The organism is Streptomyces sp. 1222.5 (assembly GCF_900105245.1).
GTDB classification, from domain to species: domain Bacteria; phylum Actinomycetota; class Actinomycetes; order Streptomycetales; family Streptomycetaceae; genus Streptomyces; species Streptomyces albidocamelliae.
On the sequence record NZ_FNSZ01000001.1, the window covers coordinates 4,679,043 to 4,705,000 of the forward strand.

Below are 25,958 nucleotides of genomic sequence, written 5' to 3' on the forward strand. Positions count from 1 at the left end.
GCTATGCTCGGACGAGCAACATCGCCGGGGCCCTTAGCTCAATTGGCAGAGCAGTGGACTTTTAATCCATTGGTTGTGGGTTCGAGTCCCACAGGGCCTACGGTCCGCAGGCGGGCTTCATGCCCTCTGGCCTGCGACGCGGCGCCCGGTTCGGCTTCGGCCGGCCCGGGCGCCCCGTCTTTTCCCGAGGGGTGCCTCCCGGTACCGGGCGCGGGCGCGGCCGGGTCAGGGCGCCGTACTCCGGACGATCCGCTCGACCGCCGCCGCCACCAGTTCCTCCCGCTCCGCCTCGGTGAGGACGTCGGGCAGGGTGAGCTGCTCGACGATCAGCCAGTTCAGGGCGAGATAGAGCAGTTTGACGGCCATCGCGTCGCCGGGCAGGCCGGTGGCCTCGTGGTAGGCGACGTTGGCGTCGAGGTCCGCGCGGACGCGCTCGGTGAGGACCGCGCGCAGTTCCGGGCGGCGGGTGGCCTCCAGGCGGAGCTCCAGCAGCGCGAGGTAACCGGTGCGGAAGGAGGCGACACGGCCGACGAGTTCGCGCATCAACCGCGTGTACGTCTCCCGGTCGCGGCCGCCGTCGCGCTGGCGGGCGATGGTGGCCTCGTCGGGCTGGAGCCGCTCGTAGACGCGGGCGCCGGCCTGGGTGAGCAGGTCGTCGCGGCTGGAGAAGTAGTTGGACGCCGTACCGACGGGCACGGCGGCCGCGGCGTCCACCGCCCGGAAGGTCAGGCCCCGGGCGCCGTCCCGGGCCAGCACCTCGATCGCGGCGTCGACGAGCGCGGCGCGCCGCTGGTCGTTCCGTCTCACCATGGCTCACGACTCCCTGTGCGGTACGCGCTTACACCACTGCGGGCAGAGTACTGCACCTGAAGTTGTCCATGGCGCCTGGCGCCCGTCCGGCTCGGCTCATCCCGCCGGGCTCAGCTCGTTCCGCTCCTGCAGCTCGGCCAGGGGCAGCGTGTGCTGGGTCTGCAGGACCTTGGCGCGGAGGTAGCGGACGTTGTGGGCGGTGGTGAAGACACCGGTCGGCACCCGGTCCCGGACGACGGCGCCGAGAGCACGCAACTGCCCGGCCTTGTCGGGGTTGTTGGACAGCAGATCCAGTTCCCCGATGCCGAGGGCGGCGAGCATCTGCGCGGCGGCCGTGTAGTCGCGGGCGTCCTCCGGGAGGCCGAGGGCGGCGTTCGCCTCGTAGGTGTCGAGGCCCTGGTCCTGGAGGGCGTAGGCGTCGAGCTTGTTGTACAGGCCGATGCCGCGCCCCTCCTGGCGGAGGTAGAGCAGTACGCCGCCGCGCACCGCGATGCGTTCGACGGCCTCGCGCAGCTGGGGGCCGCAGTCGCAGCGGGACGAACCGAAGACGTCGCCGGTCAGGCACTCGGAGTGCAGGCGCACCAGCGGGACCGGGCCGGGGTCGCCGAGGACGACGGCGACGTGCTCCTGGCCGTCGGCGAGCCCGTGGAAGGTGACGAGCTCCGCGTCGGTGCTGTAGCCGTCGGGGAAGCGCAGCGGCACCCGGACGCGGGCGCGCGGGGTGGCGGCGGGGGTGTCGGGCATGGGGGCCTCCGGTGTCCTCCCATCTGCTTCAGATTTGAAGCAGACGTTCGGCCGGGACCCTACCGCATGCTTCAAAGTTAAATCAACGACGTTCGGGGGAGCGGCCCGCCGGCGGCTCCGGCTGGGGCCCCGAGCAGGGCGAGGACCGCCGCCGCCACGGCACGTCCTCGGTGGTCGGCCGCTCGTCGTCCGCCCCCTGGAGCCCGCGCGCGATCCCGGTGCAGATCTCCTCCAGCTGCCCCACCTGCTCCGGCGTCAGTCGGTCGAAGAGGGTTGCGCGCACCGTGTCGACGTGCCCGGGTGCCGTACGCTCCAGCACGGCCGTCCCCGCGTCGGTCAGCACCGCGAGACTGCTGCGCTTGTCCCAGCGGCAGTCCTCCCGGCGCACCAGTCCGTCCCGCTCCAGCCGGGTCACCACGTACGTCAGCCTGCTGCGGGTGATCTTCAGCGTCTCGGCGAGGTCGGTCATGCGCAGCCGCCGCTCGGGCGCCTCGGAGAGGTTGGCCAGCACCGAGTAGAACAGGTGGGGCATGCCGCCCTCCTGCTGGAGCTGACGGTCGATCGCGTCCTCCAGGAGGCGGGAGGCGGCCATGTAGGCGCGCCAGGCGCGCTGCTCCTCGGGGGTGAGCCAGCGGGTCGTCATGCTGCCAGTGTAAGTTTGTTTCAAAGTTGAACCAAGATCCGGTGAGGTGCGCCGGGTCACCGTGAGGGAGTGCGCCGATGCCCCTGCCGTACGTGCTGCTGTCCGCCGCCGTCTCCCTCGACGGCTACCTGGACGACACCGGCCCCGAGCGGCTGCTGCTCTCCAGCCCGGCCGACTTCGACCGGGTCGACGCGGTGCGGGCCTCCGTCGACGCCATCTTGATCGGCGCCGGCACCATCCGCGCCGACAACCCGCGGCTGCTGGTCAACTCCGCCGACCGGCGCGCCGCCCGGGTGGCGTCCGGCCGGCCCGCGTACCCCCTGAAGGTGACCGTCACCGCCACCGGCGAACTCGACCCCGACGCCCACTTCTGGCACACCGGCGGCGAGAAGCTGGTCTGCACGACCGACAAGGGCGCGGAGGTGGCCTCCCGCCTCCTCGGGGACACCGCGGACGTCGTCGCGCTCGGCGCCGACCTCGACTGGCGGGCCCTGCTGGAGCACCTGCACGACGTGCGCGGGGTCGAACGCCTCATGGTCGAGGGCGGCGGCCGGGTGCACACCCAGCTGCTGACGCAGGGCCTCGCCGACGAACTCCAACTGGTCCTCGCCCCGCTCCTGGTCGGCGACCCGGCGGCCCCGCGGCTGTTCGGCCCCGGGGAGTACCAGGGCGGACGGCTGCGCCTGGTCGAGACCCGCCGGATCGAGGACGTCGTCCTCATGCGGTACGAGCCCACCGCCCCCGGCACCGGCCCGCTCCCCACCGCCGCCGACCGCCGCTGGCTGCGCACCGCCTGTGAGCTCGCCGCCCAGTGCCCGCCCTCGGAGACGGCGTTCAGCGTCGGCGCGGTCGTGGTCGGCGCCGACGGCACCGAGCTCGCCCGCGGCCACTCCCGGGAGGGCGGCGACCCCGTGGTCCACGCGGAGGAGGCCGCCCTGGCCAAGCTCGACCCGGCCGACCCGGGGCTGTCCGGCGCCACCGTCTACAGCAGCCTGGAACCCTGCGCCCGCCGCGCCTCCCGGCCCGCCCCCTGTGCCGAACTGATCCTGCGGTCCGGTGCGCGCCGGGTGGTCACCGCTTGGCGGGAGCCGGACACCTTCGTGGCCGCGGCCGACGGCACGGGCGTCCTGCGCGACGGCGGAGCCGAGGTCGTCGTGCTCCCGGAGTTCGAGGCGCTCGCCAAGGCCCCGAACTCCCACCTGACGGCCTGACCGGCCCTGCCCCGCGGCGCGCCGGAAAGGGGCCCCGGGAAACCGATTGGCTCCTGGTCCCGTGCATGACGTATGCTGAAGACACAACGACGCGGGGTGGAGCAGCTCGGTAGCTCGCTGGGCTCATAACCCAGAGGTCGCAGGTTCAAATCCTGTCCCCGCTACTGAAGGCTCAGGGCCGGGATCCAGTTCATGGATCCCGGCCCTGAGTGTTTCCCGGCCCCGGCCGACCCACCTCGGGCCTCGCCCAGTGACACGCGTCACACCACGCCACCCGTCCGGGCCACACCGCCCGCCCTCCTGCGTACCACCGTCCTGACCGGTCTCGCGGCGCTCGCCGCCGTCCCCGCCGTGCCGCCGGAGGCAATCCGCTGAACTCCCGCACGGCGAAGACGTCGTACTCATCGTCGATCGCGGGCACCCGGAGCCGCTGCCGCTGCGCACCGACGAACGCAGGCTCACCGGGCGGACCTTGCGACTCTTCACCGACAGTGACCGGGTGAGTGCCGAGCGCATGACATCTGAGTCACCATCAAAACTTCTGTGACTCCTGAATCGCGGCCAACTCGCCCGGTTTGCAGGGATGGCAGCGGTTAAGTCCGAGGCGGAAAACGTTAATGATCAAGCCGAACGGCTTGGAAAGTGCCCCGCGGGTCTATTAACGTTCGATAACGCAGCGCGGTCGTCCCAGCCGTCACCCGCGACGGCTCCGTGCGCACGCGCCGAATCCCGTAAGGGAACCGGGGAACCACCACCCTGGGGTGAATCACGCGGCTACTGATGTGAACTCCTCGAGTCCACGCCAGGTATACGCGCGTAGGAGACCTTCCTGCTCCGAACCCGTCAGCTAACCCGGTAGGCGGAGGAAGGAAAGGAGTGCGCCCGCGTGGCGTCCAACCGGCCTGCCCCAGAAGCCCCGTTCATACCGGCTCAGCGTGAGAGCGAGACCTTCGGTTACGCCTCCTACCGTGCCGAGGAGGGCCCCTGGGAGGAGTGGAACCCCACCGAGGAGTCCCTCACCCCGGTTCGCGGGCGGCACCGCGTGGCCAAGCAGCGCGGCGGGTTCGCCCGCAGCTCCACCGTCCTCGGCGTCGGCGTGATCGCGGCGGTCGGCGCGGGCGGGATGGCCAGCGCCAACACCGGCAAGCCGCCGGTCTCCATCTCCCTGCCGGACCTGCCGAGCGTCGGTTCCCTCTTCGACGACGGTTCCGCCAAGACCTCCGAGGCCACCGGACTCAGCGACGTCGGTGTGACCTCCGCCGGCAGCGAGCAGGACACCGATGCGGGCGAGGCCCTGCGCAGCCGGATCATGGCCCAGGCCGAGCAGCAGAAGGGCCAGGCCGAGAGCAAGGCCACCGCCGCCAGGCTCGCCACCGCCGAGAAGCTGACCGCCGACGCGGCCGCGAAGGCGGAGAAGGAAGCCGCCGCGAAGGCCGCCGCCGCGAAGAAGAAGGCGGAGGCCGCGGCCGCCAAGGCGGAGGCCGAGGCCAAGAAGGCGGCGGAGGAGAAGCGGCTGGCCGAGCTGGCCAAGCAGTACACGCTGCCGACGTCCTCGTACACGATCACCTCGACGTTCGGCCAGGCCGGCTCGATGTGGTCCTCCGGCTACCACACCGGCCTCGACTTCGCGGCCCCCACGGGCACCCTCATCAAGGCCATCCACAGCGGCACGATCACGCAGGCGGGCTGGGCCGGCTCCTACGGCTACCGCACGGTCCTCACCCTGGACGACGGCACCGAGCTGTGGTTCTGCCACCAGTCCTCGATCAGCGTCTCCGTCGGCCAGAAGGTCTCCACCGGCGAGCTCATCGGCCGGGTCGGCGCGACCGGCAACGTCACCGGCCCGCACCTCCACCTGGAGGTCCACCCGGGCGGCGACGCCACGGGGATCGACCCCATGGCCTGGCTGCGGGGCAAGGGCCTCACCCCCTGACACCCGTTCGCGGGAACTCGGCGCCGGCGGCGGAAGAGATCATTCGCCGTCGGCGTTGGATTGAAGCATGACTTCTCTGCGCACACTCGGTTCCTCCGACCTCGAGGTCTTCCCCCTCTCCCTCGGCGGCAACGTCTTCGGCTGGACCGCCGACGAGCAGACCTCCTTCGCCGTGCTCGACGCCTACGCCGCCGCGGGCGGCAACTTCGTCGACACCGCCGACAGCTACAGCGCCTGGGTGGAGGGCAACGCCGGCGGCGAGTCCGAGACGATCATCGGCAAGTGGGTCAAGGCCCGCGGCAACCGCGACGACGTCGTCATCGCCACCAAGGTCAGCCAGCACCCCGAGTACCAGGGCCTGTCCGCGGCCACCATCAAGGCCGCCGCCGACGCCTCCCTGCGCCGCCTCGGCACCGACCGCATCGACCTCTACTACACGCACTTCGACAAGCCCGAGGTGCCGGTCGAGGAGATCATCGGCGCGCTGGACGAGCTGGTGAGGGCGGGCAAGGTCCGGCACATCGCCGCGTCCAACATCAGCCCCGAGCGGCTGCGGGCCTCCCTGGACTTCTCCGACCGAGAGGGCCTGGCCCGCTACGTCGCCCTCCAGCCGCACTACAACCTGGTCTCCCGCGACACCTACGAGGGCCCGTTGCAGGACCTGGCCGCCCGCGAGGGCCTGGCCGCGGTGCCCTACTACTCCCTCGCGGCGGGCTTCCTCACCGGCAAGTACCGCCCGGGTACGACCGTCGACAGCCCCCGCGCCGGCACGGGCGCGAAGTACGCCCGGTCCGAGCGCGGCGGGCGGGTCCTGGCGGCCCTGGACGAGATCGCCGCCGCCCACGGGGCCCCGGTCGCCACGGTCGCCCTGGCCTGGCTCGCCGCCCAGCCGACGGTCACGGCCCCCATCGCCTCGGCCCGCACGGTCGACCAGCTCCCGGCCCTCCTGGGCGTCGCCGACCTGACCCTGACGGACGACGACCTGAAGAAACTGACGGAGGCGTCGGCCTGACACCGCCCCGACCGGCCGGCCCCGCTGGACCGGGCTGCCGGCCGGGAGCGCGCGCTCAGGTGCGGTACGGGTTGTACGCCGAGTAGGGGCCCGCCGGGTGGCCGACGTACCAGTGGGGTGCCGGGGCGCCGTACGGCGGGCGGGCCGCCGGCGCCAGTGTCCGCGCCGCGTACTCCAGCGCCGGCCGTGCCATCTCCCGGCGCCGCCACAGCTCGGTCAGCAACTCCCGCTCGCGTACGACGAAGTCGGCCGGGGCCCGCCCCTGACGTCCGCGGTGCCGCAGGAACGCGAGCGAGGTCGCGTACGCCTCGTACCGGGCCACCGTCCGTGCCGCGGGCCGACCCCCGAAGTGGTGGCGGGCGTAGTCGCGGGCCATCCGCCGCGCCCGCATCGACCCCAGCGCGTACGGCTCGGCCGGTCCCAGCCACCCGGCCAGCACGTACGCCGGGAGCTCCTCCCGCACGGTCCGCAGCTCCCGCTGCCGCGTCCAGATCACGAGCCAGGTCAGCAGGGCGAAGGCGGGCACCATGAAGCCGCCGTAGACGGCGAAGAACCCGAGCGGGCCGAAGGTGGAGGACCCGTTCCAGAACGCGTGCATGCTCATCGCGAGCAGCAGCCCGCAGACCGGCAGCAGCACCCGCCTGAGGTGCTGCCGCTCCCCGGACAGCGCGGCGATGCCGAAGCCGATGCCGGTGAACACGGTGAACAGGGGGTGCGCGAACGGGGACATCACGATGCGCACGAAGAAGGTGGCGGCGGTGACGGACGCGATACCGCGGCCGCCGGTCAGCTGGTCCGTCCCGAAGGCCGTGCCCAGGTAGAGGATGTTCTCGGTGAACGCGAACCCGGTGGCGGTGATCCCGGCTATCACCACGCCGTCCACCAGCCCGGTGAAGTCCCGTCTGCGGAAGAGGAAGACCAGCAGCACGGCGGCGGCCTTCGCGGACTCCTCCACGATCGGCGCTATCACCGTGGCCCCGAGCGTGTCGGCGCCGGCCGGATCCGCGGTGGACGTCGCTATCCACTTGGTCGCGAAGCTGTTGGCGACGATGGCTATCAGCGCCGCCGCGCACGCCCCCCAGGCGAAGGCGAAGACCAGGTTCCGCCAGGGACCCGGCTCCACCCGGTCCAGCCACCGGAAGGCGGCCGTCAGCCAGGGCACCGGCAGCACGGCCAGCCCGAGGCCCACCAGGAACCCCTCCGTGCCGGTCTGCCGCCGCACGAGCGCGAGGATCACCAGCCCGGACAGCGCCAGCAGCGTGATCAGCGCCCCGTACCGCACCCATCCGCGCTGCCACCAGTGCGGGTGGCGGAGCTCCCCGTCGACGGGGCCCGCGGGGGGAGTGGGGTACGGAGGACTGGTGGCCACGGCATCGACCCTAACGGTCACGGAACGACAGACTGGAGCGGATTACCGGACCGGAGGCCGCACCGGCCGCCCCGGCCGTCGGCCCCGCCCCGCGCTGTCGTCGACGGCGACTATCGATCCTGGTGCGGTACGCGACGGAAGAGCAGATCGTTCACGACATGTCCCTTGTCCAGTCCCTGCCCCTCGAAACGGGTCAGCGGCCGGAACTCGGGACGTGGCGAGTAACCGCCCTCTGCCTGCGTGTTCTCGAAGTCGGGGTGCGCACTGAGCACCTCGAGCATCTGTTCGGCGTACGGCTCCCAGTCGGTCGCGCAGTGCACGATCGCGCCGGGCCTGAGCCGGGTCGCCGCGAGCGCCAGGAACTCGGGCTGGATGAGCCGCCGCTTGTGGTGCCGCTTCTTGGGCCAGGGGTCCGGGAAGTAGACGCGCAGCCCGTCCAGCGAGTCGGGCCGGAGCATCTCCCGCAGCAGGATGATGGCGTCGCCGTTGCCCACCCTGACGTTGGCCAGCCCGTTGCGGTCGGCGAGGTTGAGCAGGTTGCCCTGCCCCGGGGTGTGCACGTCGACGGCGAGGATGTTGGTGTCCGGGTCGGCGGCGGCCATCTGCGCGGTGGCCTCGCCCATCCCGAAGCCGATCTCCAGCACGACGGGGTTGGCGTTCCCGAACAGCTCGACCGGGTCGACGACCCCCTGCCCGTCGATGTCCAGTCCCCACTTGGGCCACAGCCGCTGCAGCGCATCGGCCTGCCCGGCCGTCACCCGGCTGCGCCGCGGCTGGAAGCTGCGGATCCGCCGCTCGAAGTGCGACCCGGCCGGATCGGCCCTGGGCCCGTCGGGGAACCGCGGTTCCCCCTTGGCCCGGGTGTGCCGCACGGACACACCGGGCGTGTGCGCGGCCGGCGAGGGGGCTTCGGGAGCGTTGAGGAAGTCAGACACAGTGAGACAGATTTTACGGGGCCCCGCGGGCACGCCCGCTCACAGCGAACCGAGCAGATCCAGCACCCGCCGCCCCACCTCCCGGCCGATCGGGAGCGAGGCGGTCGCCGCGGGGGACGGCGCGTTGAGCACGTGCACGGCCCGTGCCCCCTCGCGGATCAGGAAGTCGTCCACCAGCGTCCCGTCCCGCAGCACCGCCTGCGCGCGCACCCCGGCGGGAGCCCGCACCAGGTCACCGGCCTCGGCGGCGGGCAGCAGTCTGCGCACCGCCTTCAGGAACGCCTCCTTCGACAGCGAGCGGTGCAGCTCCCCCGCGCCGTACCGCCAGTGCTGCCGGGCGATCGACCAGGACCCCGGCCAGGCCATGGTGCCGGCCAGCTCCCGGGGCCGGACGACTCCCCAGTCGTACCCCTCCCGGGCCAGGGCCGGGACCGCGTTCGGACCGATGTGCACGCCTCCGTCGATGCCCCGGGTCAGATGGACCCCGAGGAACGGGAACGCCGGGTCCGGCACCGGATACACCAGCCCGCGCACCAGCTCCGGCCGCGCCAGCTCGTAGTACTCCCCGCGAAACGGCACGATCCGCACCCCGGGCTCGTCCCCGGTCAGCCGCGCCACCTCGTCGCAGTACAGCCCCGCGCAGTTCACGAGCACGCGTGCGCGGACGATCTCCCCGCTCGCGGTGAGCACGGCCACGCCCCGCTCCGGCCGCCGGTCCACCCGGACGACCCGCGCGCCGTACCGGATCTCCGCGCCGGACGCGTGGGCCAGCTGCCGCGCGACCCCGACGAAGTCGCACACGCCGGTCGTGCCGACGTGTATCGCCGCGAGGCCGCGCACCTCCGGTTCGTACTCCGCGATCTGGGTGGGACCCAGCTCCCGCACCGGGATGCCGTTCTCCCGGCCGCGCTGCACGAGCGCGTGCAGCCGCGGCAGCTCCTCGCGCTCGGTGGCGACGATCAGCTTGCCGGTGACGGCGTGCGCGATGCCGTACTCGGCGCAGAACTTCACCATCTCGGCGGCGCCCCGCACCGCGTACCGCGCCTTGAGCGAGCCCGGGCGGTAGTAGATCCCGCTGTGGATGACCCCGCTGTTGCGCCCCGTCTGGTGGCGGGCCGGTCCCGGCTCCTTCTCCAGCACGGTCACGCGCGTACCCGGCGCCGCCCGGGTGATCGCATACGCCGTGGACAGCCCGACGATGCCCCCGCCGATCACCAGCACGTCGCAGTCGTACGCGCCCTGCCGCACCTGCACCACCTCCCACCTCGATAGTGCACTGCGCCACTGACAACGCGTTCAAACGCCCCCGGTGTCGGCTATGCCGGTGCCATCAGAAGCGGCCGGGCGCGCTCCCGCAGCTCCACCACCCGCGGCTCGTCCCCGTACGGCTCCAGCCGGTGCAGGAGGTCCTTCACGTACTCCGTGGTCCGCGCCGAGGAGATCCGCCCGGCCACCTCCACGGCCCGTACCCCCTGCTCGCAGGCGGCGTCCAGGTTCCCGGACTCCAGCTCGGCGACGGCCGAGACCACCAGGCGCAGCCCGTGCGACCGCACGAACTCCTCCGTCGGCTTCGACAGCGCCTGCTCGGTGAAGCGGCGCACCTGCCGGGGTGCCTTCAGGTCCCGGTAGCACTCGGCGGCATCCGCGGCGAACCGGTCGTAGCCGTAGAAGCCGAGCCAGGAGGGGTCGTTGTCGCCCTCCCGCGACCGCTCCAGCCAGCCCTCGGCGGCCTTCAGCGCGGTGCCCGCGGCCTGCGCGTCCCCCGCGCGAGCGTGCGCCCGGGCCTCCACCAGCCGGAAGAAGCTCATCGTGCGCGCGGTCGCCAGTCCCCGGTTCCGCTCCAGCGCGGCCTGCGCCAGGTCGACGCCCTCGTCACCGAAGCCCCGGTACGTCGCCTGGAGCGACATGGACGCCAGCACATAGCCCCCCAGCGGGACGTCGGCCGCCGCGCGCGCGAGCCGCAGTGCCTGGATGTAGTACCGCTGCGCGGCCTCCTGCTGCCCGGTGTCGAAGGCCATCCACCCGGCGAGCCGGGTGAGTTCCGCGGAGGCGCCGAACAGGGCGCGGCCGACCTCGTCGGAGTAGGAGCCGAGCAGCAGCGGGGCCGCCTCCACCCGCAGACACTCCGGCACCATCGACGAACGCCAGTCCCCGCCCCCGTACTTGGAGTCCCACCGCCTGGCGTCCTCGGCGGCCTCCCGCAGCTTCTGCACGTCGCTGTGGCCGACTTTGATCGGTGCGCCGGAGCCCTCGGTGGAGTCCGTGTCCCGCGCGACCGAGCTGTCGGCGGGGGTTATCAGCCATCGTGAGGCGGGCGTCGCGTACGCACTCACCGCGAACGATCCGGCGAGCGACTGCCAGATGCCGCCCGCGCCGGCGCGGCGCCCGGCGAAGTCGAGCCGGTACAGCTCCGTCGCCGACCTCACCGCCTGTGCCACGTCCCGGGGGAAGGCGAGGCCCACCTCGGGTGCGGGGTCCGCGTCCGCCAGGCCGATCTCGTGGAGCGGCACCGGGCGGCCCAGCTTCTGTCCGATGGCGGCCGCGATGAGGTGGGGCGCGGCACCCTGCGGCACCATGCCTTTCGACACCCAGCGCGCCACGGAGGTCTTGTCGTAGCGAAGAGTCAACCCGCGTTGAGCGCCAAGGTCGTTGACGCGTCGCGCGAGTCCTGCGTTGCTGATTCCCGCGAGGGCGAGAACGGCGCCGAGTTTTTCGTTCGGCCCGCGTTGCTCCCTGGACATGCGCCACCCCTCGACACAGACGGCTGCCGCGATGGCATAACCACGCGGCATTCGTAAACCCAGCGTAGTTCGCCGGATCCCAAGCGTTAAGGGGCTTTGTTCCGGATGGCGGGATTGTGGTCGGTACGGAGGTGCGGGCATGTACGCACCGTGCACGGCCTGTCGCCGCGTGCCCCCGTGCGTGTGGCCGTGCGCCCGCCCGTGCGCTCTTCTCCGGCCACCCGGGGAGCGGTTCCATGGGTCCTGCGTGGGTCGGCCCGCTGTACTGGATCCAGTGGGCTGGGGGACACCGCCACCTACATCCCCGCGGGTGGCGGACCGGTCCGGGAGGCGATGCCCGCCTCCCGGACTGTGCGCGTGAACGCTCCGCCGCGCGCTCCGCAGGCCTGTACGGAGCGTGCTCACGTCCGATGGCGCTCCCGTGATTTGGCCGAAAACCGACCCCGCCCGCCACGGTTGATTCCTGCTCCCACCATGCAACTTGAGGGCGCGAAGGGCGTTTTGGGGGAGCGTACCGGGGGCGCATTCAAGTCGCGATGATCAGGGCGTCACGCGACCCGGCCGGACCCGCACCCGCCAACTCCCCACCCGGTGACCATGACTCCCGCCCGGTGCGCCGCGTCGTGCCCCGCGGATTTCCCTCGATCGAAGGCGGCGCCACCGCCCCTCCACAGCGCGTTCTTCATGGCAGCATGGGGACCCGGTTCGTACGGTGCACTGGTGGTCCACAGCCTGTGGAGGCGTCGATGCGGTGGTTGGTGGGGTGGAGCAGCACCGCCGCGGGCACCTCCGGGCTCGGCACCGCCGGCGCCCTCGGCCACGACGGCGAGACCTTGCACCCGGTCGGCTCCCAACTGCTGTGGGGCGACCCCGACCCGCTGTGGGCCGTCGGCGACTGGCGCCCGGACGAGGTGCGCCTGGTGCACGCCGACGGACAGAACCGGATCGCCGTCCTCGGCATCTGCGGCGCCACCGACGAAGAACTGCGCCGCGCCCTGGTCACCGCGCGCGGGGGCGCACTGCGCCATCTGACGACCTGGTCCGGCAGCTACACGGCGGTCGTCCAGGTGGGCCGCCGCATCACCGTCTGCGGCGATCTCGCGGGCGCCCGGCCGGTGTTCCACACCCCCTGGGCAGGCGGTACGGCCTACGCCACCGCCGCGCTGCCCCTCGCCGACCTCATCGAGGCCAACCTCGACTTCGGCCACCTGGCCGCCCTGCTCGCCGCCCCGGACGTACCGGCCGCGCTGCGCGACACCACGCCGTACGACGGCGTGCGGCGTATCCCGCCGGGGCACGCGCTGGTGCTGCGCGCCGGAGTGCGCGAGGTCACCGGGTACGAGCCGGTCGCCTCCCTCGCCGTGGCCGCGCCCCCGGCCGACCCCGACCGCGCGGTCGACGCCGTACGGGACGCCCTCGTGGAGGCGGTCCGCACCCGGCTCTCGGCGCCGCGGCACGTGCCCGACCTCGATCCCGGCCCGGTGCCCGGCATGGGGCCCGCCGAGCGGCGGGCCGCGCGCGGCATGCCGGTGCCCGGCATCGGCGCCGACCTGTCCGGCGGACCGGCCTCCGGCACCCTCGCGCTGCTGGCCGCCGGACTGCCCGGCAGACCGGGCACGCTCCTCGGCCACGGCACCGGCGCGGGCGAACGGCTCGTCGCCGTCACCTTCAACGACCTGGCCGTGGCCGGCCGTGAGGCCGAGGTCGAACGCGCCGGCACGCTCGCCGCCAATCCCCGGCTGCACCACGTCGTGGTCACCGGCGGCGAGGAGACCCTGCCGTACGCCGAACTCGACGGCCCCCTCACCGACGAGCCCGGGCCCTCGCTGGTCTCGGCGTTCCGGCACCGCGCCCGGCTCGCCGCCGGCAGCGCCGACCACTTCACCGGCCACGGCGCCCGCCAGGTCCTGGACGCGCACCCCGCCCGCCTCGCCGACCTCCTCATGGACCGCAGACGGCGCCATCTGGTCCGGCCGGTCGCCGCCCTCGCCCGGGCCGACGGCTCGGTGCTGGTCCCCGCGCGCGTGTACGGCGCGGCCCGGCGCCTCGCCCGCACCCCCTACCGGGCCGGCCTGGAGGAGCTGGCGGAGCGGCTGATGCGGCGCCGCTTCGACGAGCCCAAGGGGGCGGTCGGCGCGTCCCTCGCCGCGCTGACCTGGGCCGGACCCGGGCCGGCCGCCCGGTGGCTGACGGGCGAGGCACTGGCTGAAGTATCGGTTCTGCTGCAGAGCGCGGCGGAACGCTCGGCGTCCGGACCCGACCGCCGCCCCGGCGAGCACCGCGCGCGTGCCGTCCTCGCCCGGTACGCCGCCGATCTGCGCGTCCTCGAACAGGCCGCCGAGATCCGCTCCCAGCGCCTGCACGCGCCCTTCCTCGACAACCAGGTCGTCCGCGCCTGCCGTGCCCTGCCGGAGGCCCTGCGCGTCCAGCCGGGCGCCCGGGCCGCCATCCTCCGCACGGTCCTGGAGGGCGCCGGGGTCACCGACCTCCCGCCCGGCTGGGGCGCCCCCTCCCACGCCTCGTCCGCCGCCGCCGCGCGCGTGGGCCTGCGCGTCGAGGCCGACCCGCTGCTGGACCTCTTCTCCACCCCGCTGCTGGCCGACGCCGGGCTGGTGGAAGCCCGAGTCGTCCGCAAGGCGCTGCGCGCGGCGGCGGCGGGCGAACCTCTGCCCCTGGACGGCCTTGCCGACCTGGTCTCCCTCGAACTCTGGCTGCGCCGCCTCCTGTCCCGCCGCGGCACCTGCTGGACCGGCACCCCGGCCCGCGCCCGCGCGGTGCCCTCCGGGATCCAGCCGCGCAGAGGAGCGCTGGCGTCGGGGGCGTGAGTCGTCCGGCCCGCCCGGCCTTCACCCCCGTGGGGCCCGCGGATCCGCCGCGGCCGCCCGTCCGGATCGCGCACCCCGGGAACGCGGTCACCGCACCCCGCACTGGCCCCGCCGGCGAATCCCCCGTGCCCCGCCCCGGACCGCACCGCCACAATGACCGGGTGCGGTACAGAATCCTCGGCCCGACCCAGGCGACCGACGACCAGGGCACCCCCCTGCCCGTCGGCGGCCGACGCCTCCGCACGCTCCTCGCGGCCCTCGCCCTCCGCGCCGGCCGCACCACCACCCCCGAAACCCTCATCGACGAGATCTGGGCGGACGACCCGCCCCAGGACGCCCCCGCCGCCCTCCAGGCCCTGGTCGGCCGCCTCCGACGCACCCTCGGCCGGCGGGCGATCGCCTCCACCCCCGGCGGCTACCGGCTGGAGGCGACCGCGGAGGACGTGGACCTGCACGTCTTCGAACGGCTCGCCCACACCGGCACCAAGGCCCTCGCCGACGGCGACCCCGCCACCGCGCACCGCACCCTCACCCGTGCCCTCGCGCTCTGGCACGGCCCCGCCCTCGCCGACCTCCCCGACCGCACCACCGCCACCCGCCCGGAGGCCCTGCGCCTGGAGGCGACCCGCGCCCGCGCCGCCGCTGCCCTCGACCTCGGCCGCGCCCAGGACGCCGTACCGGAACTGCGGGAACTGACCACGGCGCACCCGTACGACGAACCGCTGCACGCCCTCCTCATCCGGGCCCTGCGCGACACGGGCCGCCCGGCCGACGCCCTCACGGCCTACGAGTCCGCCCGCCGCACCCTCGCCGACGCCCTCGGCACCGATCCCGGCCCCGAACTCAAAGCGCTGCACGCCTCGCTGCTGGACCAGCCGGATCCGCGAGCGGACCACCGCCCGCCGAAGCCGGCCGCGGCGCCCGCGCCCGCCCAGCCCCCGGAGCGCACCGGCAACCTCCGCCCCCGTCTGACCTCCTTCGTCGGCCGGGAACCTGAACTGACGGCCATTCGTTCCGACTTGCACAGGGCCCGCCTGGTCACGCTCACCGGACCGGGCGGCTCGGGAAAGACCCGCCTCGCCGAGGAGGCCGCCGCGGGGCTCTCCCAGGCATGGCTGGTCGAGCTGGCTCCGCTCGACCACCCCGAGGCGGTGCCCGGCGCGGTGGTCAGCGCCCTCGGTCTGCGCGAGACCGTGCTGCTCGCCAACGACCTGGCGACCGGACCGGCCGACCCCACGGCCCAGCTGATCGAGTACTGCGCCCCGCGCAGCCGACTCCTGATCCTCGACAACTGCGAGCACGTCATCGGCGCGGCCGCCGCCCTCGCAGAGACCCTCCTCACCCACTGCCCGGGGCTCACGATCCTCGCCACCAGCCGCGAACCCCTGGGGGTCCCCGGCGAGTCGGTGCGCCCGGTCGAACCCCTCGTCCCGGAGCAGGCACACCGCCTGTTCACCGAGCGCGCGCAGGCCGTCCGTCCCGACGCCGACGCGGTGCTCGCCGACACCGACGCCGTGGGAGAGATCTGCCGCCGTCTCGACGGGCTGCCGCTCGCCATCGAGCTGGCCGCCGCCCGGCTCAGGCTGCTGACCCCGCGGCAGATCGCCGACCGGCTCGACGACCGCTTCCGCCTGCTCACCACCGGAAGCCGCACGGTCCTGCCCCGCCAGCAGACCCTGCGCGCCGTCGTCGACTGGTCCTGGGAGCTGCTGGACGAGCGGGAGCGCACGGTGCTGCGCGAGGTCTCGGTGTTCGCCGGCGGCTGGGACCTCGCCGCCGCCGAGGCGGTGTGCACCGGCCCGGCGCCGGACCTGATCGGCGCGCTCGTGGACAAGTCCCTGGTCGTGGCCGCCCCGCACGGCCCGGCCGACGACGGCCCGGCGACCGGTATGCGCTACCGCATGCTGGAGACCATCCACGAGTACGCCACCGAGCGCGCGGCCGAGGTCCCCGGTCTGCGGGCCGCGGCCGAGCGCCGGCATCGCGCGTGGGTGCGGGCGCTGGTGCGGGAGGCCGAGCCCCTGCTGCGGTCCGCCGAGCAGCTGCCGTGGATCTCCCGCCTGGAGACCGAACTCGACAACATCCGGGCGGCCCTGGACCGCGCCGCGCGGGCCGGCGACGAGGCGGAGGCCGGCGCGATCGCCCTGTCCATGGGCTGGTTCTGGTGGCTGCGCAACTACCGTCAGGAGGCCGTCGCCCGGGTCCGGGGCGTGCTCCGCCTCGGGGTGGCCCTGGACGGCGCGCCCGCGGCGGCGTCCGGGAGCGAGCTGACGGCACGGGCGGAGTCCGCCGACCCGGTCGGCGCCTTCCTCGCCGCCCCCGAGGGCGAGTCCGGGCATCCCCTGCGGGAGCTGCGCATGGACCTGCGCATGCTCGACCTGTTCCTGACGTCGGAGTCGAGCGCGGAGAACCTCGCGACCGACGAGCGGGCCGCGGAGTACATCGCGCGCGTACGGGCCGCCTACGAGCACGGCGGTCCGCAGGCCGCCCGGCTTCCGGGCATCGTCTGGCCGCTGACCTCCTACTACCTGGGCGGTCCGGCGGACGTGGGTCCCGACATGACCGCCTCCGTGGCCAACTGCCGCAGGCACGGCGGCGACTGGGAGATCGGGGTCGCTCTCATGTACCGCGCCCACGTGGCCGTCGATTCCCCGGGCAACCTGCGCGGCGTCGACGAGGACCTGGCCGAGCTGCGGGTCCTCAGCCGGCGCGTCGGGGACCGCTGGATGCGGGCCCAGGTGTGCAGCGCGGCGGGCGAGGCGGCCATGGCGCGCGGCCGGTTCGACGAGGCCGGCACCGAGTACGAGGAGGCGCTGCGGCTCGCCTACGAGGTGGGCGCGTATGCCGAGTCGCCGTTCCTGATGGCGCGGCTCGCCGAGATCGCCTACCGCTCCGGCGACCGGGACACCGCGCTGGCCACCCTGGAGGAGGCCGGTGCGGCGGCCGACCGGTACGCGGTGCCGGAGTCCCGCGCCTTCGCGCTGCTGATGCGCGCCCACATCGCCTTGCACGACGGCCTGCCGGGCCAGGCCCGCGAACTGTACGAGGCGACCCTCGCAGTGACCTGCGGAGGCACTCCGCCACCGCAGTTCGTGGCCGCCCTGCGGACCGTCGACGCGCTCGTCACGGCCGCCGAGTCGGGCCCGGAACACGGACTGCCGGTCGTCGCCGACGCGCTGCGCGAGGCCGTGGCCCAGCGCTGCGCCGAGTCGATCACCGCGGGCCTGGTGGACATCGGTGCCGGTCTGCTGGCCCGGCTCGGTGATCTACCGGGCGCGCTCCGGCTGTTCGCGGCCGCCGACCACTGGCGCGACGGCCGTCCGCGTCCCGAGCCCGAGCGCGGGGAGGCCGCCCGGGTGCACGCCGGTGCGCGCGCGGCCCTGACCGCCGGGCGTTTCGCCGCCGAGTGCGCCCGCGGCGCGACCATGGACGTCACGGACGTGCTGCGCGAGCTGGACGGGAAGGCGACCGCGGTCGCCCCGGACCAGGGGTGACGGCTACCCGCAGGTGAACCGGGACTCCGCCCAGTCCGCCAGCGCGGCCTTGTCGAAGACGTCGCGGTGCGGCTCCACGACGAGCCGGACGGTGCTGCGCCCGGTCAGGTCCACATGGACCGGGACGGCCCGGTCGCGGCCCCCGACCGTGCCCGACCGCCACAGCCGGACCCCGTCGGCGTACACCGAGAAGGACACCTTGCCGAGACCGAGCGTCATGTCGTCCACACCGGCCAGCGCGTCGTAGGCGGTGCACCGGCGGTTGAGGGCGACGGTGACGGAGGACCGGCCGTGGACGGTCGCTCCGCGCGCGTACCGCTCGCCGCCGATCCGCATGCCGTGGCGCTGCCACACCCAGCTGCTCCCGCGCAGCACGATCTCCGGCCGGCTGCCGTCCCCGAGGACGTCGTAGCGCAGATCGCTCAATTCGTAGACGACGGGCGCCGGCGGGGGAGCGGGTGTCGGGGGCGGCGTGGGGGTCGGGCTCGGCGTGGGTGTCGCGGGCGGTGCCGGCGTCGGCGTCCGCGGGGGAGCAGGCCGCGGCGCCGGCTTGTGCGCCCTCGCGTGGGTGGGCGTCGGGGTCGGTGTCGGCGCGGGGACGAGCACCGCCGGCACCGGTGCCGGATTCCTCCTCGGGGGCTTCGGCGCGTGGGTGGGCGTGGGCGCCGGCGCCCCGGACCCGATCACGGGCGGGGGCGGCGACGGCTCGGCCACCTCCTTCGCCGGACGGCCGTCGTTCACCAGGGCCAGCGCCACCGCCGCGGCGGCCACCGCGACCACACCCGCCGCGATGCCCGCCTTCACCGGCGCACCGAGGCCCTCGGAAGCCACCGCCCCGGCGCCCGCGCCGCCCGCTCCACCGGACGACCCGGCGGCCGCCGCGGCTCCGACGCCCGCGCCGCCGGCCACGATCCCCAGGGCCTTGGCGTACCCGGCGGCACCGAACCAGCCGATGACCGCGACCGGGACGACACCGGGGATACCGCTCGCGACCTCCTCGATCTGCGCGGCCGCCAGCCGGCACCGGGCACACTCCTCCAGGTGCTTGCGCAGGCCCCGCTCGGCGCGGATGCGCAGCTTCCGGCGGGCGTACGTGCCGAGCTGGTCGGCGTAGCGGGCGCACTCCTCGTCGTCGGTGAGGGTGGTGCTGACGTGGGCCTGGAGATAGGCCTGCCTCAGGCCCTCCCGGGCACGGCTGGCCAGCACCCGGGTGCCGTTGGCGTCGAGCCCGAACAGGACGGCCACCTCGCTCGGCGACTCGTCCTCGACCTCCGTGTGCCACAGCACGGCCTGCCAGCGCTCGGGCAGCGAGCGGAAGGCCCGCATCGCCAGGGACTGCTCGGCGTCGTGCATCGCGCGGACGTCGGCGCCGAGGGAACCGAGGGACGCCGTGCCGTCCGGCAGCTCGGGGACCTGGGCGGCCTGCTGGGCGAAGAGGGCGAAGTCGTCGACGAGTTGCTCGCGCCGTGCGGACCTGGTCCAGTGCGCGGCGACCCGTCGTACGCAGGTCAGCAGATAGGCGCGGACGGCGTGTTCGGGTCCCGACCCGGCCCGCACGGCCTGCAGCATCCGGGCGAACACCTCGGCCGTGAGGTCGTCGGCGGTGTGCCCGTCCCGGCAGCAGGTCCGCGCGTACCGGCGCACGGCGTCCGCGTGCCGGCGGTACAGCTCCTCGTACGCCGAGTCGTCACCGCCGCGCATCCGCGCGATCAGCTCACCGTCGGCGGGCGGTGCCTCCCGGGGCGGCGGCAGGACGCTCTCCCCACGCTGGGCCGGAACGCTCTCGTCGGCCGGCACGCTCCTGTCGTCCGGCACGCCGGAGGTCGCGGCACGGCCGCCCTGACTCGGCACCTGGGGGGAGGTCAGCCCGGCCGTCTCCGCGTCACCGTCACCGCGGGACCCGTCCCACCCGTCAACGCTCATCGCGGAAAGCCCCCGACACCGGCCCAGCCCATCCCGTCACCGGCTCAGAGTGACACACGGCCCCCCACCGGAGGGCCGTCGTCACACCCCATCCACTCGTCCGAGCGGACTTGTCAGCAGCTCCTGGAGAACCCCACTCGAACGAGCTACCGATCCCCGCGAAACCCGTTCCGCCACCCGCGCCGACCGCGAAGGCTGCGGACGGCGAGGACGGCGGACGGGATTCCCGGCGCCGCTGCGAACGGCGCGTGCGACTCGGGGCGTGCGGCCAGGACCTGCGCCCCGAGCGCGTGCCCGGCGGCTGTCACGCCGGCCGGGACCGCAGTCCCTCCAGCAGGATGTCCAGCAGTCGCGCGGACGCCGCCGCCTGCTGCGCCGCGTCCGGCAGGGAGGGTGCCGCCGTGGCGATCACGAGCAGCACGTCGGACACGGACACGTCGGTCCGCAGTTCACCCGCCGCCCGCGCCCGCTCCACCAACTGCCCGACGACCTCGAGCAGCGCTCCGACCCCGGTGTCGTCGGCGGCCACCGCGGCCTCGTCGGTCACCAGCCGCAGTTCACCGCCCCCGGGCTGGATCCGCTGCTGCGGCACCCGCGCCGCGTCGACGGAGCCCGCCGTACCACCTGCCGACTCCGGCAGACCGGAGTCGGCCGGACCGGTGGAGCCGACGCGCAGCACCTGCGGCGGCAGCAGCCGCCCCGCCCCCGACGCCACCGACGTCCGCAGGAACCGGGACAGCGCCGACCACGGCTCGTCCTCCTGCCCGAGCGCGGTCCGCGCCTGCTCGGTCAGGCGTGCCGTCTCCTCCTCGGCTATCCGCCGGACCAGCACGTCCTTGCTCGGGAAGCGCCGGTACACCGTGCCGACACCGACCCGCGCGCGCCGCGCCACGTCCTCCATCGGCGCGCCGTAGCCCAGCTCGCCGAACACCTCACGCGCCGCACGCAGCACGTGTTCCAGATTGCGCTGTGCGTCCACGCGCAGCGGCGCCGTGCGCGACCCGTCCGCGCGTCCGTTGCCCGCCGCGCTCATCGCGCCGCCATGCGGCGCGACAGCGGTTGCAGATGACCAATGCGTGTCCTGAACATGCATGTGTTCCCCCGGTAATGACGTCTCCCCCCGGAGACTCCCCGCCTGAATGCCGGAGCGCGCGGAACCGGCGTCGGTCCCGACCGGACCCGCCCGTCGCGGACCCCTTCGACCACATTCCCTACACTCCGTCGACACACGAACATAGTTGAGAGGGAGTCAATTCAGAAGGGGCAGGTTCCGCACAGTGCGCCCCCCGATCGGAGTACGGGGCATGTACGTCCCGATTCCGCACCTTCGCTCCCTGTCGTCCGTCCCCGCTGACCTGGTCCCTTTCGTCCTGCCCCGACGGGGCGGCCGGCTCCCCGCCCGCCCGGCCGCCGGTCACACAATTTGCCGGGGCTGTGGACAAACAACAGCGCCGGGTGCGTCATGGGACGGTGAAGGAACGTGCGCGCATTCTGGTTGTCGGCGGCGGCTACGTCGGGATGTACACGGCCCTGCGGCTCCAGCGGAAGCTGAAGTCCGAGCTCAGGCGGGGCGAGGTCGACATCACCGTCGTCACTCCCGATCCCTACATGACGTACCAGCCGTTCCTCCCCGAAGCGGCCGCCGGTTCGATTTCTCCTCGTCATGTCGTCGTACCGCTGCGCCGCGTTCTGGACCAGTGCCATGTGGTCGTCGGCGAAGTTACCTCCATCGACCACCGGATGCGCACCGCGGCCGTCACCACGCTCGCCACCGCCGAGGAGGGCAGGGCGGCCGAACTCCTCGGCTACGACGAGCTCGTGCTCGCCCCCGGATCGATCGCCCGCACCCTGCCCGTCCCCGGCCTCGCCGAGTACGGCATCGGCTTCAAGACCGTCGAAGAGGCCATCGGGCTGCGCAACCACGTCATCGAGCAGATGGACATCGCCTCCTCCACCCGTGACCCCTCGATCCGCGACGCCGCCCTGACGTTCGTCTTCGTCGGCGGGGGCTACGCGGGCGTGGAGGCGCTCGGCGAGCTGGAGGACATGGCCCGCTACGCCGCGCGCTACTACCACAACGTCCGCCCCGAGGACATGAAGTGGATCCTCGTGGAGGCCACCGACCGCATCCTCCCCGAGGTCGGCGCCGAGCTGGGCCGCTACACCGTCACCCAGCTGCGCCGCCGCAACATCCAGGTGCTGCTGGAGACCCGCCTGGAGTCCTGCGCCGACCGCGTCGCCGTGCTCAGCGACGGCCAGCGCTTCCCGACCCGCACGGTCGTGTGGACCGCCGGCGTCAGGCCGCACCCGCTGCTCGCCGCCACCGACCTGCCCCTCACCGCGCGCGGCCGCCTCAGGTGCACCGCCCAGCTGACCGTCGACGGCACGGAGCACGCCTGGGCGGCGGGCGACGCGGCGGCCGTCCCCGACGTCATCGCGGCCGAACCCGGCACCGAGACCGCCCCCAACGCCCAGCACGCCGTCCGGCAGGCCAAGGTCCTCGGCGACAACATCGCCCACGCCCTGCGCGGCGAACCCCTGGAGACGTACGCGCACGCGTACGTCGGCTCCGTCGCGTCCCTCGGCCTGCACAAGGGTGTGGCCCAGGTCTACGGGCGCAGGCTCAAGGGCTACCCTGCCTGGTTCATGCACCGCGTCTACCACCTCAGCAGGGTGCCCACCTTCAACCGCAAGGCCCGCGTCCTGGCCGAATGGACGCTCGCCGGGCTCTTCAAACGGGAGATCGTCTCGCTCGGATCCCTCGAACATCCGCGAGCGGAGTTCGAACTCGCGGCCGGTGGAAAGCCTCCTCACAGTCCCTCCGGCGACCCGAAGGGGTCGTCCTGACCGGACCCAGGAACTCCACGGCCCGCCCCGGCGTCTGACGGATGTCGCTCGCCGCGGCCCGCTCCCTGCCAGACTGCCCTACGACGTCGGACGGGCCACCCGCCCGCCCTAGCACCCACGAGGCCTTCCCCACAGTGAACTTCACGCGCTGGAGCGCCCGGCTCCCCGGAACGCAGCGCCGCGCCGCGGCGCGGACCGAGACCGCGGTCTCCCCGGACCGGCGGGGTGAAGGCTCGGTGCCCGCGGCCCGCGCCGAACAGCCGACCGAGGACACCCCCGTGGTGCCCGCCGTCGACGAACTGCCCGCACGCGACGTCCTCGACCGCGTCCCGGCCCTCGTCGCCCTGCTCCACGGCCCCGACCACCGCGTCGCCTACGTCAACGACGCCTACGCGACCGCCTTCGGCACCCGGCCCACCGGCGCGCCCGCCCGCGAGGCGCAGCCCGAACTGGCCGAACTGGGGCTGCTCCCTCTCCTCGACCAGGTGCTGCGCAGCGGGAAGCCCCGCACCCTGAAGTCCCGCAAGGCGGTGGACGGCCGCTCGTACACGTTCACCTGCACCCCCGTCACCGAGGGCGGCGACCGCGACAGCGGGGTCCTGGTCTTCGCCACCGACGTCACCGACCACGCCGAGGCGGCAGAACGGCTGCGCGCCAGCGAGCGCCGCCAGCGGGAGACCGCCGTCACCCTCCAGCGCTCCCTGCTCCCGCAGGAACTGGAGCAGCCCGACGACCTGCGCATCGCCGCCACGTACCAGCCGGGCGGCACCGAAGCCGCGGTCGGCGGCGACTGGTACGACGTGATCACCCTCGGCGGCGGCCGCACCGCCCTGGTCATCGGCGACGTCATGGGCCGCGGGGTGCGCGCGGCGGCGGTCATGGGCCAGCTCCGCACGGCCGTGCGCGCCTACGCCCGCCTCGACCTCCCACCGCACGAGATCCTCCAGCTCCTCGACGGCCTCGCCACCGAGATCGACGCCAACCAGATCGCCACCTGCGTCTACGCCGTCCACGACCCCAACGAGGGCCGCCTGGTGTACGCCTCCGCCGGCCACCTGCCGATCCTCGTCCGCGACGAGAGCGGCTCGGTCTCCCGCGCCGACGAGCCCACCGGCCCGCCGCTCGGCACGGGCGGCTGGATGCACGCCTCCGGCTCCATCGCCCTCGGCCCCGGTGCCACGGCCGTCCTCTACACGGACGGCCTCGTCGAGCGCCGCGACGAGGACCTGGACGAGGGCATCGCCGCCCTGGAAAGAGCTCTCGCCGGCGCGACCGGCACCCCTCAGGTCGTCTGCGACCGGCTGGTCCGCTCGGCGGGCGTCACCGCCGACCACGACGACGACGTGGCCGTCCTCGTCCTCCAGCACCCGGCTCGTACGGGCCACGAGAGCGACCTCTTCCGCAACGCGGCCCTGGAACTCCTCGGCGGCGTCGAGGCGGCCCCCCGCGCGCGTGCCTTCGCCTCCGGCGTGCTGACGAGCTGGCGCTTCCCGGTCGAGCTCCACGACCTCGGGGTCCTCGCCACCAGCGAGCTGGTGGCCAACAGCCTCCAGCACGGCACCCCGCCCATGCGGCTCCGGCTCCGCCGCACCGACCGCCGTCTGATCATCGAGGTCACCGACGGCGACGACCACCTCCCGAGGCGCCGCCGGGCGGAACCGGCCGACGAGTCCGGCAGGGGCATCGCCATCGTGGCCACGATCGCGTCCGGCTGGGGATCGAGACGGACCCCGGGCGGGGGCAAGGCGGTCTGGTGCGAGTTCGTCCTGCCCAAGGGCTAGACGCCGAAGGGGCGCGAACCGATCTCGGTCCGCGCCCCTCTATGCACGGCCTGCATATGGCCTGTGCACTGCCTAAGCGGCCAGCGACTCCGCGGGCGCCCCGCCCCGGGCGACGACGCGGCTGGTGCGCAGCCACGGCTGGTCCTGCACGTCCGTGAGCCGCCGTCCCAGCCGTAGCGCCAGCGCGGTGATCCCCAGCGAGAACAGCAGGAAGGTCACGATGTACGGCGCGTGCAGCGAGGCGCCCATGGGCCCGCCCACCGCCGGCCCGACCGCCAGCGCCAGCTGCTTGACCAGGGCGAACGCCGAGTTGTACTGACCGGCCATGCCCTCCGGCGCCAGATCGGCGACCAGCGGGGCGACCGTCGGCGACAGCATCGCCTCTCCCAGACCGAACAGCGCGTACGTCGACACGAACGCGGCCGTGGCCATCTCCTGGCTGCCGTGGCCCAGCCCCGCGTACCCGGCCGCGACCCACGCCACGGCCCAGATCAGCCCGACCGCGGCGATCACCCGGGACCGCCGGCGCCGCTCCACGAACTTCAGCACGGCGAACTGGGCGACCACGATCATCAGCGTGTTCGCCGCCAGCGCCGTACCCAGCGCGGACGTCGAGATCCCGGCCGCCTCCACCCCGAAGGCGCTCAGCCCCGACTCGAACTGGCCGTAGCAGGCGAAGAACAGCACGAAGCCCAGGACGGACAGCTGCACCATCGCGCGGTTCCCGAGCAGCTGCTTCCACCCGCCCTTCGCCGACGGCACGGGCGCGTCCTCCATCCGCGGGGAGTGCGGCATCCGCACGGTCGCCATCACCGCGACCAGGACGAGGAACATCGCCGCCTCTATCGCGAACAGCAGCGTGAACGAGGACACGCGCGTGGTGTCGACCAGGTGACCGCCGATGAGTCCACCGACGCCGAGCCCCAGGTTCTGCAGGAAGAACTGCGTGGCGAACGCGCGCGAGCGGGTGTCCGCCGTGGAGCAGTCCACGATCATCGTCGCCAGCGCCGGCTGCATCACGGCCTGACCGGCACCCAGCGCCGCGGCGGCCAGCAGTACGGCGGTGGCGTTGCCCGCGAGGCCGAGGCTCAGCGATCCCAGAGCGGCGGAGACCAGGGCGGCGAGCAGGACCGGGAGCGGGCCGCGCCGCACGATCGCCCGGCCGGCGAACGGCAGCACGATCAGCGCGGCCACGGCGAAGACGGCGAGCACGAGTCCCGCCGTCATCGACCCCAGGCCCCGCACCTGCGCCACATAGACGTACAGGTAGGGGACCGTGAAGCCGAGCCCGAATGCGCTGAGTGCGTTGCCCACGTGGATCCGGCGCATCGCTGCGCCCATCGCCCTGGTCACGTTCACCTCTCTCACTAGTTAAGCCTGAAGACTTCAAAGCTAAAGTTCGAAGCTAAAGAGTACACAGTGAAGGACTTCAAGGCAAAGGAGCTGCGTGTCATACTGCGGCCATGGCCGAGACCCCCGGCATCCCTGAGCCGACACTCGAAGAACAGATCGCCGCCTACCAGCGCGAGTTCCAGGACCTCGACCCCCAGGTCGAGAAGATCGTGTCGGCGCTGTCCAGGCTCAACCGCCGGATGAACGTCGCCTACGGCCGCCAGACCTCCGCCCTCGGCATCAGCAACGCCGAGTGGGAGGTCCTCAAGGCACTGGTCCTCTCCGGCGCCCCGTACCG

At 73.7% G+C, this 25,958-nt stretch carries 18 protein-coding genes, 2 tRNA genes and 1 riboswitch (1 of these 21 only partly in view); of the genes, 10 read left to right on the forward strand and 10 right to left on the reverse strand.

Going from position 1 to position 25,958, the window contains the following annotated elements; all coding sequences use genetic code 11:
* Positions 1-27: 27 nt before the first annotated feature.
* Positions 28-100: transfer RNA gene (locus BLW57_RS21035), tRNA-Lys, on the forward strand.
* 125 nt (positions 101-225) lie between these two features.
* Here the strand turns inward: BLW57_RS21035 and BLW57_RS21040 are convergent.
* From BLW57_RS21040 to BLW57_RS21050, 3 genes are all read right to left on the reverse strand, one after another.
* Entirely contained in the window at positions 226-810 is a 585-nt protein-coding gene (locus tag BLW57_RS21040) for a TetR/AcrR family transcriptional regulator (protein WP_093476509.1), read from the reverse strand.
* 96 nt (positions 811-906) lie between these two features.
* A complete protein-coding gene (ribA, locus tag BLW57_RS21045) occupies positions 907-1,554 on the reverse strand; it encodes a GTP cyclohydrolase II (protein WP_093476511.1) in 648 nt (215 codons plus the stop codon).
* A gap of 82 nt (positions 1,555-1,636) precedes the next feature.
* Complete coding sequence (locus tag BLW57_RS21050) at positions 1,637-2,197, reverse strand: MarR family winged helix-turn-helix transcriptional regulator (protein ID WP_093476513.1); 561 nt, start codon at positions 2,195-2,197, stop codon at positions 1,637-1,639.
* A gap of 77 nt (positions 2,198-2,274) precedes the next feature.
* On the opposite strand from BLW57_RS21050, the gene BLW57_RS21055 reads away from it, so the two are divergent.
* The 4 genes from BLW57_RS21055 (at position 2,275) to BLW57_RS21070 (ending at position 6,353) form a co-directional block, all read left to right on the forward strand.
* A complete protein-coding gene (locus BLW57_RS21055) occupies positions 2,275-3,408 on the forward strand; it encodes a dihydrofolate reductase family protein (protein WP_093476514.1) in 1,134 nt (377 codons plus the stop codon).
* A gap of 90 nt (positions 3,409-3,498) precedes the next feature.
* Positions 3,499-3,572 (forward strand) — tRNA-Met (locus tag BLW57_RS21060).
* 546 nt (positions 3,573-4,118) lie between these two features.
* Positions 4,119-4,287, forward strand: a riboswitch (cyclic di-AMP (ydaO/yuaA leader).
* 7 nt (positions 4,288-4,294) lie between these two features.
* A complete protein-coding gene (locus BLW57_RS21065) occupies positions 4,295-5,341 on the forward strand; it encodes a M23 family metallopeptidase (protein WP_093476516.1) in 1,047 nt (348 codons plus the stop codon).
* Positions 5,342-5,408: 67 nt separating this feature from the next.
* Entirely contained in the window at positions 5,409-6,353 is a 945-nt protein-coding gene (locus tag BLW57_RS21070; RefSeq protein ID WP_093476518.1) for an aldo/keto reductase, read from the forward strand.
* Between the two features lie 55 nt (positions 6,354-6,408).
* Here the strand turns inward: BLW57_RS21070 and BLW57_RS21075 are convergent, their stop codons facing one another.
* The 4 genes from BLW57_RS21075 to BLW57_RS21090 form a co-directional block, all read right to left on the reverse strand.
* Positions 6,409-7,722, reverse strand: a complete 1,314-nt coding sequence (locus BLW57_RS21075; protein ID WP_093476520.1) for a PrsW family intramembrane metalloprotease — start codon at positions 7,720-7,722, stop codon at positions 6,409-6,411.
* Between the two features lie 110 nt (positions 7,723-7,832).
* Entirely contained in the window at positions 7,833-8,657 is an 825-nt protein-coding gene (gene trmB, locus BLW57_RS21080; protein WP_093476522.1) for a tRNA (guanosine(46)-N7)-methyltransferase TrmB, read from the reverse strand.
* A 39-nt stretch (positions 8,658-8,696) separates the two neighbouring features.
* Entirely contained in the window at positions 8,697-9,914 is a 1,218-nt protein-coding gene (lhgO, locus tag BLW57_RS21085; protein WP_093476524.1) for an L-2-hydroxyglutarate oxidase, read from the reverse strand.
* A 59-nt stretch (positions 9,915-9,973) separates the two neighbouring features.
* Positions 9,974-11,398, reverse strand: a complete 1,425-nt coding sequence (locus tag BLW57_RS21090; RefSeq protein WP_093476525.1) for an NsdA family TPR-like regulatory protein — start codon at positions 11,396-11,398, stop codon at positions 9,974-9,976.
* Positions 11,399-12,144: 746 nt separating this feature from the next.
* Between BLW57_RS21090 and BLW57_RS21095 the strand changes: the two genes are divergently transcribed.
* On the forward strand, positions 12,145-14,223 hold the full coding sequence (locus BLW57_RS21095; RefSeq protein ID WP_093476527.1) for an asparagine synthase-related protein: 2,079 nt from the start codon (positions 12,145-12,147) through the stop codon (positions 14,221-14,223).
* A 161-nt stretch (positions 14,224-14,384) separates the two neighbouring features.
* Positions 14,385-17,717 carry an ATP-binding protein gene (locus tag BLW57_RS21100; protein ID WP_093476529.1) on the forward strand — a complete coding sequence of 1,111 codons (3,333 nt, stop codon included), beginning with the start codon at positions 14,385-14,387 and terminating at the stop codon, positions 17,715-17,717.
* Positions 17,718-17,720: 3 nt separating this feature from the next.
* Here the strand turns inward: BLW57_RS21100 and BLW57_RS21105 are convergent, their stop codons facing one another.
* Both BLW57_RS21105 and BLW57_RS21110 read right to left on the reverse strand, forming a co-directional pair.
* Positions 17,721-19,640, reverse strand: a complete 1,920-nt coding sequence (locus tag BLW57_RS21105; RefSeq protein ID WP_093476531.1) for a sigma-70 family RNA polymerase sigma factor — start codon at positions 19,638-19,640, stop codon at positions 17,721-17,723.
* Between the two features lie 304 nt (positions 19,641-19,944).
* On the reverse strand, positions 19,945-20,733 hold the full coding sequence (locus BLW57_RS21110; protein ID WP_093476533.1) for a TetR/AcrR family transcriptional regulator: 789 nt from the start codon (positions 20,731-20,733) through the stop codon (positions 19,945-19,947).
* A gap of 377 nt (positions 20,734-21,110) precedes the next feature.
* On the opposite strand from BLW57_RS21110, the gene BLW57_RS21115 reads away from it, so the two are divergent.
* Positions 21,111-22,487: an NAD(P)/FAD-dependent oxidoreductase gene (locus BLW57_RS21115; protein ID WP_093476535.1), complete on the forward strand. Its 1,377-nt coding sequence runs from the start codon at positions 21,111-21,113 to the stop codon at positions 22,485-22,487.
* 134 nt (positions 22,488-22,621) lie between these two features.
* Positions 22,622-24,268: an ATP-binding SpoIIE family protein phosphatase gene (locus tag BLW57_RS21120; RefSeq protein WP_093476536.1), complete on the forward strand. Its 1,647-nt coding sequence runs from the start codon at positions 22,622-22,624 to the stop codon at positions 24,266-24,268.
* A 72-nt stretch (positions 24,269-24,340) separates the two neighbouring features.
* On the opposite strand, the gene BLW57_RS21125 is transcribed toward BLW57_RS21120, so the two are convergent.
* Entirely contained in the window at positions 24,341-25,597 is a 1,257-nt protein-coding gene (locus tag BLW57_RS21125) for an MFS transporter (RefSeq protein ID WP_176985956.1), read from the reverse strand.
* 134 nt (positions 25,598-25,731) lie between these two features.
* Between BLW57_RS21125 and BLW57_RS21130 the strand changes: the two genes are divergently transcribed.
* Positions 25,732-25,958, forward strand: the beginning of a protein-coding gene (locus BLW57_RS21130; protein WP_093476539.1) for a MarR family winged helix-turn-helix transcriptional regulator. Its footprint extends 322 nt past the window's final position; 227 of the gene's 549 nt are visible here — the first part of the coding sequence; the start codon lies at positions 25,732-25,734; its stop codon lies off the right edge, out of view.

Bases quoted from the DNA above. Each gene is read 5' to 3' on its own strand.
- BLW57_RS21040 (WP_093476509.1), bottom strand. From the start codon at position 810: ATGGTGAGACGGAACGACCAGCGGCGCGCCGCGCTCGTCGACGCCGCG.
- BLW57_RS21070 (WP_093476518.1), top strand. From the start codon at position 5,409: ATGACTTCTCTGCGCACACTCGGTTCCTCCGACCTCGAGGTCTTCCCC.
- ribA (WP_093476511.1), bottom strand. From the start codon at position 1,554: ATGCCCGACACCCCCGCCGCCACCCCGCGCGCCCGCGTCCGGGTGCCG.
- BLW57_RS21090 (WP_093476525.1), bottom strand. From the start codon at position 11,398: ATGTCCAGGGAGCAACGCGGGCCGAACGAAAAACTCGGCGCCGTTCTC.
- BLW57_RS21105 (WP_093476531.1), bottom strand. From the start codon at position 19,640: ATGAGCGTTGACGGGTGGGACGGGTCCCGCGGTGACGGTGACGCGGAG.
- BLW57_RS21095 (WP_093476527.1), top strand. From the start codon at position 12,145: ATGCGGTGGTTGGTGGGGTGGAGCAGCACCGCCGCGGGCACCTCCGGG.
- BLW57_RS21110 (WP_093476533.1), bottom strand. From the start codon at position 20,733: ATGCATGTTCAGGACACGCATTGGTCATCTGCAACCGCTGTCGCGCCG.
- BLW57_RS21050 (WP_093476513.1), bottom strand. From the start codon at position 2,197: ATGACGACCCGCTGGCTCACCCCCGAGGAGCAGCGCGCCTGGCGCGCC.
- BLW57_RS21055 (WP_093476514.1), top strand. From the start codon at position 2,275: ATGCCCCTGCCGTACGTGCTGCTGTCCGCCGCCGTCTCCCTCGACGGC.
- BLW57_RS21125 (WP_176985956.1), bottom strand. From the start codon at position 25,597: ATGCGCCGGATCCACGTGGGCAACGCACTCAGCGCATTCGGGCTCGGC.